9 protein-coding genes are annotated in these 8626 nt (G+C 74.8%); 5 read left to right on the top strand and 4 right to left on the bottom strand.

Annotation, left to right across the window (positions count from 1 at the left end):
- Positions 1 to 99: 99 nt before the first annotated feature.
- Both E1281_RS33505 and E1281_RS33500 read right to left on the bottom strand, forming a co-directional pair.
- Positions 100 to 690 carry a biotin transporter BioY gene (locus tag E1281_RS33505; protein WP_207943652.1) on the bottom strand — a complete coding sequence of 197 codons (591 nt, stop codon included), beginning with the start codon at positions 688 to 690 and terminating at the stop codon, positions 100 to 102.
- Between the two features lie 128 nt (positions 691 to 818).
- Entirely contained in the window at positions 819 to 1556 is a 738-nt protein-coding gene (locus tag E1281_RS33500) for a spermidine synthase (protein ID WP_207943651.1), read from the bottom strand.
- A 75-nt stretch (positions 1557 to 1631) separates the two neighbouring features.
- Here E1281_RS33500 and E1281_RS33495 point away from each other — a divergent pair, with 75 nt between their 5' ends.
- Both E1281_RS33495 and E1281_RS33490 read left to right on the top strand, forming a co-directional pair.
- On the top strand, positions 1632 to 1991 hold the full coding sequence (locus E1281_RS33495; RefSeq protein WP_131883722.1) for an SDR family oxidoreductase: 360 nt from the start codon (positions 1632 to 1634) through the stop codon (positions 1989 to 1991).
- 17 nt (positions 1992 to 2008) lie between these two features.
- Positions 2009 to 2974, top strand: a complete 966-nt coding sequence (locus tag E1281_RS33490) for a trypsin-like peptidase domain-containing protein (RefSeq protein ID WP_131883721.1) — start codon at positions 2009 to 2011, stop codon at positions 2972 to 2974.
- A gap of 33 nt (positions 2975 to 3007) precedes the next feature.
- Here E1281_RS33490 and E1281_RS33485 read toward each other — a convergent pair whose 3' ends face one another.
- The gene (locus tag E1281_RS33485; protein WP_207943650.1) at positions 3008 to 3979 is read right to left on the bottom strand and encodes a helix-turn-helix domain-containing protein; all 972 of its coding nucleotides are present in this window, start codon (positions 3977 to 3979) and stop codon (positions 3008 to 3010) included.
- 97 nt (positions 3980 to 4076) lie between these two features.
- Between E1281_RS33485 and E1281_RS33480 the strand changes: the two genes are divergently transcribed.
- On the top strand, positions 4077 to 4886 hold the full coding sequence (locus E1281_RS33480; protein ID WP_131883719.1) for an NAD(P)H-dependent oxidoreductase: 810 nt from the start codon (positions 4077 to 4079) through the stop codon (positions 4884 to 4886).
- Between the two features lie 33 nt (positions 4887 to 4919).
- On the opposite strand, the gene E1281_RS33475 is transcribed toward E1281_RS33480, so the two are convergent.
- Positions 4920 to 5960, bottom strand: a complete 1041-nt coding sequence (locus E1281_RS33475) for an Rv2578c family radical SAM protein (RefSeq protein WP_207943649.1) — start codon at positions 5958 to 5960, stop codon at positions 4920 to 4922.
- 211 nt (positions 5961 to 6171) lie between these two features.
- Between E1281_RS33475 and E1281_RS33470 the strand changes: the two genes are divergently transcribed.
- The gene (locus tag E1281_RS33470) at positions 6172 to 7746 is read left to right on the top strand and encodes a family 10 glycosylhydrolase (protein WP_243717677.1); all 1575 of its coding nucleotides are present in this window, start codon (positions 6172 to 6174) and stop codon (positions 7744 to 7746) included.
- A 46-nt stretch (positions 7747 to 7792) separates the two neighbouring features.
- Entirely contained in the window at positions 7793 to 7996 is a 204-nt protein-coding gene (locus E1281_RS33465) for a DUF3040 domain-containing protein (protein ID WP_243717676.1), read from the top strand.
- The last annotated feature ends 630 nt before the right edge of the window (positions 7997 to 8626 follow it).

The raw sequence follows: 8626 nt of genomic DNA, 5'->3' as shown, positions 1-8626 counted from the left end.
CCACAGGCGCGGGCGGTGGGGGCGTCCGCCCGGGGTGCTCATGCCCGTCCCTCCCGGGCACATGCGTGGCGCGGGCCCGGGAGGGACGGGGTGGCGGGGTCAGCGGTATCGGGCGGCTCCGGTGAGTTTCCACGCCGCGGGGAGCAGGCCGGCCGCGAGCAGCACCTTGAGCGCGTCGCCCGCCAGGAACGGGGTGACGCCGAGGTCGAGGGCGGCGCCGAGGTCGATGTGCAGGGACGCCATGAGGTACGGGACGCCGGTGGCGTACATGATGGTGGTCCCGGCGAGCATCGTGGCGGTGGTGCGCAGGGGTGTCCGGTCGCCGCCGCGCCGCGCGAGGGCGCCCACGGCCGCGGCGGCGGCGATGAACCCGATGACGTAGCCGAGGGTCGGGGCGGTGGTGCCGGAGCCGCCGTCGGTGAACCAGGGCACGCCCGCCATCCCGGCCAGCAGGTACATGACCATGCCGAGGGCGGCGCGGCCGGGTCCGAGTGCGGCGCCCGCCAGCAGCACCGCGAAGGTCTGCCCCGTCACCGGTACCGGTGTGCCGGGCAGCGGGACGGCGAGCTGTGCGGCGGCGCCGACGAACGCGGCGGCGCCGGCGACGAGCGCGGCGTCGCGGGCCAGGGAACCGGGCAGCAGGTCGCCCAGGACGGCGGGGCGCCGCTGGGCTGCGTGGGCAGTAGCCACAGATCCTCCCAAAAAGGTGTTGTCAGGCCGAAATGTAGCGAATCGGTTTCCCGTTCCCGCCCGCGCGGTCCACGCGAACCGGCCCGAGGCCCTCGCGCGGCGCAGGGCCGGGCGCATCTGGCGTGGTCTCAGGTGGCGGCCTGGGCGGCGTCCGCCGGACGGGGCCCGCTCGCCAGGTAGATGACGTCGGGTTCGCCGCGCGGTACCGGCACCTCCCGCACCCGGACCCGCGTGAACCGTTCCCGCAGCAGCGCCTCGAAGGCCGGTGCGGCGTTCGCGCTCCACACCGCGAGGGTCCCGCGGGGGGTGAGGCGGCGGGTGAGCAGGTCCAGGCCCGCCGCGGCGTACAGGCGGGCGTTGCCGGGTGTGACCGTCCAGTCGGGGCCGTTGTCGATGTCCAGGCACAGAGCGTCGAAGCGCCCGCCGCCCGCGCCGGCGAGGTGGTCGAGCAGGTCGGCGTTCTCGACGGTGACGCGGGGCTCGTCCAGCGCGCCGCGCGACCAGGGCCGCAGTGCGCCGCGGGCGTGCCAGGCGATGACGGCGGGTTCGCGTTCGACGACGGTGACGTGCGCCACCTGGGGGAGGGTGAGGGCCTCGGCCAGGGAGAAGCCGACGCCGAGGCCGCCGATGAGCAGGCGCGCCGGGGCGTCGAGGTCCTGCGCGGCGGCGCGGACCAGGAGCCGCTCGGACGCGCCGCCCCGGGTGTCCATGAGGAACACGCCGTTGCTGATGATCTCGTAGTCGGTGCCGGCGCGGCGCAGTACCAACTCGCCGCCGGCGCCGTCGGCGCGCTCGACCACCACCGGCTCACCTGCCGCCGGTCCTGCCGCCACCGGTCCACCGGCCGTTCCCGCGACGCCGCCCATGCCCCGCACCCTAGCCGCAGCCGCGGCGGTTCCGGGGCTGGGCGGCGGCGGGCGGTGTCGGCTACGGTTCCCGGCATGCGCGATCTTCCCGCCGGGGGCGGTGTGCTGACCGGACGCCGGATCCTGGTCGTCGGCGCGGGGACCAGGCCCAGCGACGATCCGGATCCGCCGGTCGGCAACGGCCGCGCGATCGCGATCGCCGCGGCGCGGGAGGGTGCGCGGGTCGCGTGCGCCGACGTCGACGAGGACGCCGCCGGGCGGACCGCGGCGATGGTCGCCGCCGAGGGCGGGGACGCGTGCGTCGCCGTCGCCGACGTCACCGATCCGGAGTCCTGCGACCGGGTCGTGACGCAGGCCGCGGAGCGGCTCGGCGGGCTGGACGGGGCGGTCTGTCCACCCTGCGCTGAAATCCCGGGTTACTGTGTAACCATGTAATCATCCCGGGAGGTGCGATGATCCCCGATCCCCCCGAGGGCGGCCCGCCGCTGGACGCCTACTCCCGTGTCGTGTCCGCCGTGGCCCGCGAGTTGACGCCGCGCGTGGCCGCGCTGCGCGTCCGGCACCGGCGCGGCGAGGGCGCCGGGTCGGCGGTGGCGTTCACCGGCGACGGGTTCCTGCTCACCAACGCCCACGTGGTCGGCGGAGCCTCCGGCGGGCAGGCCGCGTTCGCGGGCGGCGCCACCGGCGCGTTCACCGTCGTCGGCACCGACCCCCTGTCGGATCTGGCCGTCGTCCGCGCCGACGGGCCCGTTCCCGGCCCGGTCACCCTCGGCGACAGCGACTCGCTGGTCGTCGGGCAGCTCGTCGTCGCGGTCGGCAACCCCCTCGGCCTGACCGGGTCGGTCACCGCCGGGGTGGTGTCGGCGCTCGGCCGGTCGCTGCCGACCTCGCGGCCCACCCGCACCGGCAGCGCCGTCCGCGTCATCGAGGACGTCATCCAGACCGACGCCGCCCTGAACCCCGGCAACTCCGGCGGCGCGCTCGCCGACGCGCACGGCCGCGTCGTCGGCGTCAGCACCGCCGTCGCGGGGATCGGGCTGGGGCTGGCCGTCCCCATCAACGCCACCACGCGCCGCATCATCGGGGCCCTCATCCGCGACGGCCGCGTCCGCCGCGCGTTCCTCGGGCTGGCCGCCGCGCCCGTTCCCGTCCCGGCCGCGCTGCGCGCCCGCACCGGGCAGGACGAGGCGCTGCGCGTCGCCGAGGTCGTGCCCGCCAGCCCCGCCGACCGGGCCGGGCTGCGCACCGGCGACCTGGTCCTGACCGCGGGCGGCGAACCGGTCGCGCACGCGCAGTCGCTGCAGCGGCTCATGTTCGCCGAGGCGATCGGCCGCCCCCTGCCCATCACCGTGTTGCGCAACGGCGCCATGGTCGACGTCATCGCCCGGCCCGTCGAACTCGACCCCGAACACGCCTAGCGGCGCGCCGGCCGGTCCGGGCGGTCAGGGCGGTCAGGGGCCGCGGAAGGTGGCGCGGTAGGCGGTCGGCGCGACCCCCACCGCCGCCCGCAGATGCGACCGCAGCGACGCGGCCGTCCCGAAGCCCGCGCGCGCCGCGACCGCGTCGATGGGCAGGTCGGTCTCCTCCAGCAGCCGCCGCGCCCGCTCGACGCGCTGCCCGGTCAGCCACACCTGCGGTGACACGCCCGTCTCCTGCCGGAACCGGCGCGTGAACGTCCGCACGCTCATCGACGTGTGAGCCGCCAGCCGCGCCAGCGTCAGCGGCCGGTCCAGGCGCTCCAGCGCCCACGCCCGCGCCGGTGCCGTGGAGGAGTCCCGCGGTTCGGGCACCGGGCGGGCGATGAACTGGGCCTGGCCGCCGTCGCGGTGCGGCGGCACCACCGTGCGGCGCGCCACGTCCCCCGCCACGGCCGCGCCGTGGTCACGCCGGATCATGTGCAGGCACAGGTCGATGCCCGCCGCCTCCCCGGCCGAGGTCAGCACGTCGCCCTCGTCGGCGTACAGGACGGCAGCGTCCACCCGGACGCCCGGGAACCTGGCGGCGAACCGGTCGCACGACAGCCAGTGCGTCGTCGCCCGCCGTCCCGTCAGCAGCCCCGCCGCCGCCAGCACGAACGCGCCCGTGCAGATCGAGGCGACCCGCGCGCCGCGCGCGTGCGCCGCCACCAGGGCCGCCGGCACCGGCCCCCCGGCCGGGCAGGACTCGTCGTGCGCATGCGAGGCCGGCACGATCACCGTGTCGGCCTCGGCCAGCGCGGCCGGGCCGTGCGGGACGGCCACGGCGAAGTCGGCGTCGGTGGGCACGTTGCCCGGTTCGACGGCGCAGGACGCCACCTCGTACAGGGGAGCGCCTTGCCGCGAGCGCGCGTTGCCGAACAGCTGGTGGACGATTCCGAGCTCCATCGGCAGCACGCCCTCGCGCACCAGCACCGCGACCCGGTGCCTGCCGCCCGCGAACACCATGGCCCGATCCTTGCACACCATGTCCCTCCGGCCACTCGTGCCCGGTCCCCCCGCGCGGCAGCATCGGAGGCCGGTGACACGGAAGGAGAAGTCCAGCATGAACGTCCTGTGGGTCTTCGCGCACCCCGAACGGCGCTCCCTCAACGGCGCCCTCCGCGACCACGGCGCCGCCACCCTGGGGCGCCTGGGCCACCACGTCCGCCACTCCGACCTGTACGCGATGGGCTGGAACCCGCTCGTCGGGCCCGCCGACTTCGGCCACGACCCCGGGGGCCGCCTCATCGTCGGCGCCGCGTCCGAGCGCGCCCACGCCGACGGTGGCCTGGCCTCCGACATCCGCGCCGAACAGGACAAGATCGCCTGGGCGGACGCGCTCGTCGTGCAGTTCCCGCTGTGGTGGTTCGGGATGCCCGCCATCCTCAAAGGCTGGTTCGACCGCGTCTTCGTGCAGGGCTTCGCGTTCGGTGTCACCGACGGGCACGGTCGCGTGCTGCGGTACGGCGACGGCGGCCTGGCCGGCCGCCGCGCCCTGGTCGTCACCACCGCCGGCGCCCGCCCCACCGGCTTCGGTCCCCGAGGCGTCCACGGCCACGCCGAGGACGTCCTGTTCCCCCTGCTGCACGGCACCCTGTTCTACACCGGCATGGACGTCCTGCCGCCCCTGGTCGTCACCGGCGCCGACCGCGCCGGCCCCGCCGACCACGCCGCCGCCGAGGCGGCCCTGGACGAGCGCCTGCGCGCCCTGCCCTCCGCCGCGCCCCTGCCGTACCGGGCGGAACTCGGCGGCGACTACGACGACGACCTCGTGCTGCGGCCGGTGCTGGCCGCCGGCCGCACCGGCCTCGGCGTGCACCGCACCGACACCGGGGAGGGAGCCGAAGGGGTCGGCGGCGCCGGCCCCTCATGACGGCGGGCGGCGCGCGGGTCACCGGCGCGCGGGTCACAGGAGGGACATCTGCTGAGGGGGAGCCGGCCCGGCACGGCGTGCGGTGGCGCCGGGCTCGGGAGCGCGGCGGTGCGCGCCGCCGCCGACGCCGTATGCGGCCGCCAGGTCCGCGACCCGCCGGGATATGCGCTCCTGGTAGTCCTTGGGCGCGTAGGCGCCGCCCCGGTACAGCCGGGCGTAGGGGGCCAGGAGGCCGGGGTGGTGCTCGCGCAGCCACGCCATGAACCACTCGCGGGCGCCCGGACGCAGGTGCAGGGTGATCGCCGAGACCGACGTGGCACCCGCGTCGGCGATCCGGCGGACGGCGGCGTCGAGCTGGGCGGGCGAGTCCGACAGGTAGGGGATGACCGGGCCCATCAGGACGCCGCAGCCGATGCCGGCCTCGTTCAGCGCCGCCACCGCCTCCAGGCGGCTGCGGGGCGGCGGGGCGCCGGGCTCCACCAGCCGTGCCAGGTCCCGGTCGACCGATCCGACCGAGACCGCCGCGCCGACCTGCGTGCGTTCGGCGGCCTCCTGCAGCAGAGGCAGGTCCCGCAGGATCAGCGTGCCCTTGGTCAGGATCGAGAACGGGTTGGCCGCCTCGCGCAGTGCCGCCAGGATCCCGGGCATCAGCCGGTAGCGGCCCTCGGCGCGCTGGTAGCAGTCGACGTTGGTGCCCATCGCGATGTGCTCGCCCCGCCACCGGGGGGCCGCCAGCTCCGCGCGGAGGCGCTCGGCCGCGTTGACCTTCACCACGATCCGCGAGTCGAAGTCGGCCCCCGGATCGAGATCCAGGTATTCGTGCGTCCTCCGGGCGAAGCAGTAGGGGCACGCGTGGCTGCAGCCTCGATAGGGGTTGACCGTCCAGCGGAACGGGACGCGGGACGCCTCCGGGACCTTGTTGATGACCGTCTTCGCGTGGACCTCGTAGAAGGTCATGCCGCGGAACTCCGGGGTGTCGATCGTGCGCGTGACCGCCCGCCGCTCGATCAGCGGCGCGTCCGGTGCCGCGTCCGGCGCCGCGGCGCCGTCCAGCCGCAGATGGTCCCACCGCACACCCGACCCCTTTCGAGCACCTGAACGACAAATGCCCGGCCAGTATGGAACGCATGTTCGAAGATCGCAACGCAGAAAAAGGGACGGGCAGGGATCTTGCGGGCGGCGGGGTCCGCGGCGGGCGGAGCGGGGCGGCGACGGTGTTTCGTCCCGAGCATCGCGCCGGGTGGGTCACAATGGGCCCGCTATGGTACGGCGATCCAGGATTCGAATGGCGGCGGCGGCACTCACGGCGGCGATGTCGGCGGGCGTGCTGGCCGGCTGCGGCTTCGGCGGCGACGAGCGCTCCGGAGGCGGCGGCGCGCCCGTCCCGGCGGGGGCGCGCGCCGAATGCGCCGCCGTCCCCGCCCCCGGCGACTCCAAGGCGCGGCAGCTGCGCGCCCTGTGGATCGCCACCGTCGGCAACATCGACTGGCCCAAGGACCCCGGCGCCCCGGCGGCCGAGCAGAAGAAGCAGTTCACCCGCCTCCTCGACACCGCGAAGCAGATGAACATGAACGCGGTGTTCGTGCAGATCCGCCCCAACTCCGACGCGTTCTACGACTCCCCGATCGAGCCGTGGTCGACATGGATCACCGGGAAGCAGGGCAAGGACCCCGGCTACGACGTCCTGAAGTTCATGCTCGATGAGGCCCACGCCCGCAACCTCGAGTTCCACGCCTGGTTCAACCCCTACCGGATCTCCCGGCACGACGACCTGAACAAGCTGTCCGAGAAGAGCCCCGCCCGGAAGAACCCCGGCTGGGTCCGCGAGTACGGCGGCGGCCTGTGGTACGACCCCGGCATCCCCCAGGTGCGGGAACTGGCCACCAAGGCCGTCATGGACGTCGTCAACAAGTACGACATCGACGCCGTCCACTTCGACGACTACTTCTACCCCTACCCCGAGGACGGCGAGTTCCCCGACCAGGCCACCTACAAGGCCCGCGGCGGCGGCATGGACAAGGGCGACTGGCGGCGCCGCAACGTCGACCTCCTCGTCGAGGACCTGTCCGGCAGGATCCACGACGCCAAACCGTGGGTGCAGTTCGGCATCAGCCCGTTCGGGGTCTGGCGCAACAAGACCACCGACCCCGCCGGATCCGACACCCGCGCCCTGCAGAGCTACGACGACATCTACGCCGACACCCGCAAATGGATCAAGAAGGGGTGGCTCGACTACGTCACCCCACAGCTGTACTGGCCGATCGGCGACCCCGCCGCCGACTACGCCGAGCTCGTCGGCTGGTGGGCCGAGCAGGTCGAGGGCACCGACGTGCAGCTGACCATCGGGCAGGGCGCCTACCGCGTCGGCGAGGACGCCGCCTGGAAGGACCCCGCCGAGCTGTCGCGCCACCTCACCCTCAACGCCAAGCACCCGCAGGTCCGCGGCGACGTCTACTTCAGCGCCTCCGACATCGCCGAGAACCGCCGCAAGTTCGCCGAACGGCTCCGCGACGACCACTACCGCCGGCCCGCGCTGCGCCCCGCCGTCGACGGCAACGGCGGCAAGGCGCCCCCGCCCGTCCAGGACACCGCCGCCGAGCCGCACGGCGACGGCGTGAAGGTCACCTGGCGGGCCTCCGAAGGCGCCGCCACCTACGGCGTCTACCGCGCCGACGGCGAACGCGCCGGCTGCGCCCCCGCCGAACCCGACCAGCTCATCGCCGACGTCCGCGGCGGCGGGATCATCGACCCGTCCGCCGAACCCGGCCGCACCTACACCTACTACGTCACCGCACTGGACCGGCTCCACCACCAGAGCGCCCCCGCGCGCGCCGTGACGGTCACCACTCCGAAGGGATAATGATCATGCTCCGTGGGGAGGAACACAGCACCTGACCCCCGGAGGTATGAGCATGGCGCTGTCGATGGAGGAGCAGCGGATCCTCACACAGATCGAGGTCCGCCTGAGCGAGGACGACCCGCGGCTGGCCCATCGCCTCACACGGCTCGGCGCACCCCGCCGCCGTGCCCGCACCGTCGTCCTCGCCGCGGCCGCCGTCATCATCGTCCTCGCCGCGATCGGCGCCGCGATCGCGGCCGCCGCACTATGACACCCCGCCCCCGCGCCGTCCCGGAGGCACCGCCCTAGACGCCCGTCAGACGCGCGAACGCCGAGGCCCCGGCGAGACGAACTCGCCGGGGCCTCGGCGTTCATGTCGGTGTGGTGGTCGCCTCACGGCGAAAGGCACAACGAAGCTCCAGCCCGGACCGCATGGGACCGGCGGTATTCCCCGAAGGCGTCAGGTAGAGCCCGGGGGACACATGCCACACCGACCCGTCCACTGTAACGGCTCCACGGGAGTGCCTCCTCCACCGCACCCCGATGTGCCGATCACCTCACCCCCGGGTGAGGTCGGCCTTCGCCCGTGCACCGCCCCCGCGGGCGATGCGTCCCTGAATATGAGCGAACGCGCGGAAACGACGGGGGACCCGCGGCCGCCGCCGGACGGGGAAAGCCGGCCCGGCCGCCTCCTGGACCCCCGGCACGCGGCACCGCACAGACGAGGAGACGGGGCAGTGCACACCACGGGGACCGGGCCCGCACAGCGGGCGAAGGACACGGGCACACAGGACACGGGCACACAGGACACGGGCACACAGGACACGGGCACACAGGACACGGGCACACAGGACACGGGCACACAGGACACGGGCACACAGGACACGGGCACACAGGACAC

It is taken from the genome of Actinomadura sp. KC345, from assembly GCF_004348515.1.
In the GTDB taxonomy this organism is placed as follows: domain Bacteria; phylum Actinomycetota; class Actinomycetes; order Streptosporangiales; family Streptosporangiaceae; genus Spirillospora.
This window is presented reverse-complemented; position numbering and strand designations above follow the sequence as displayed.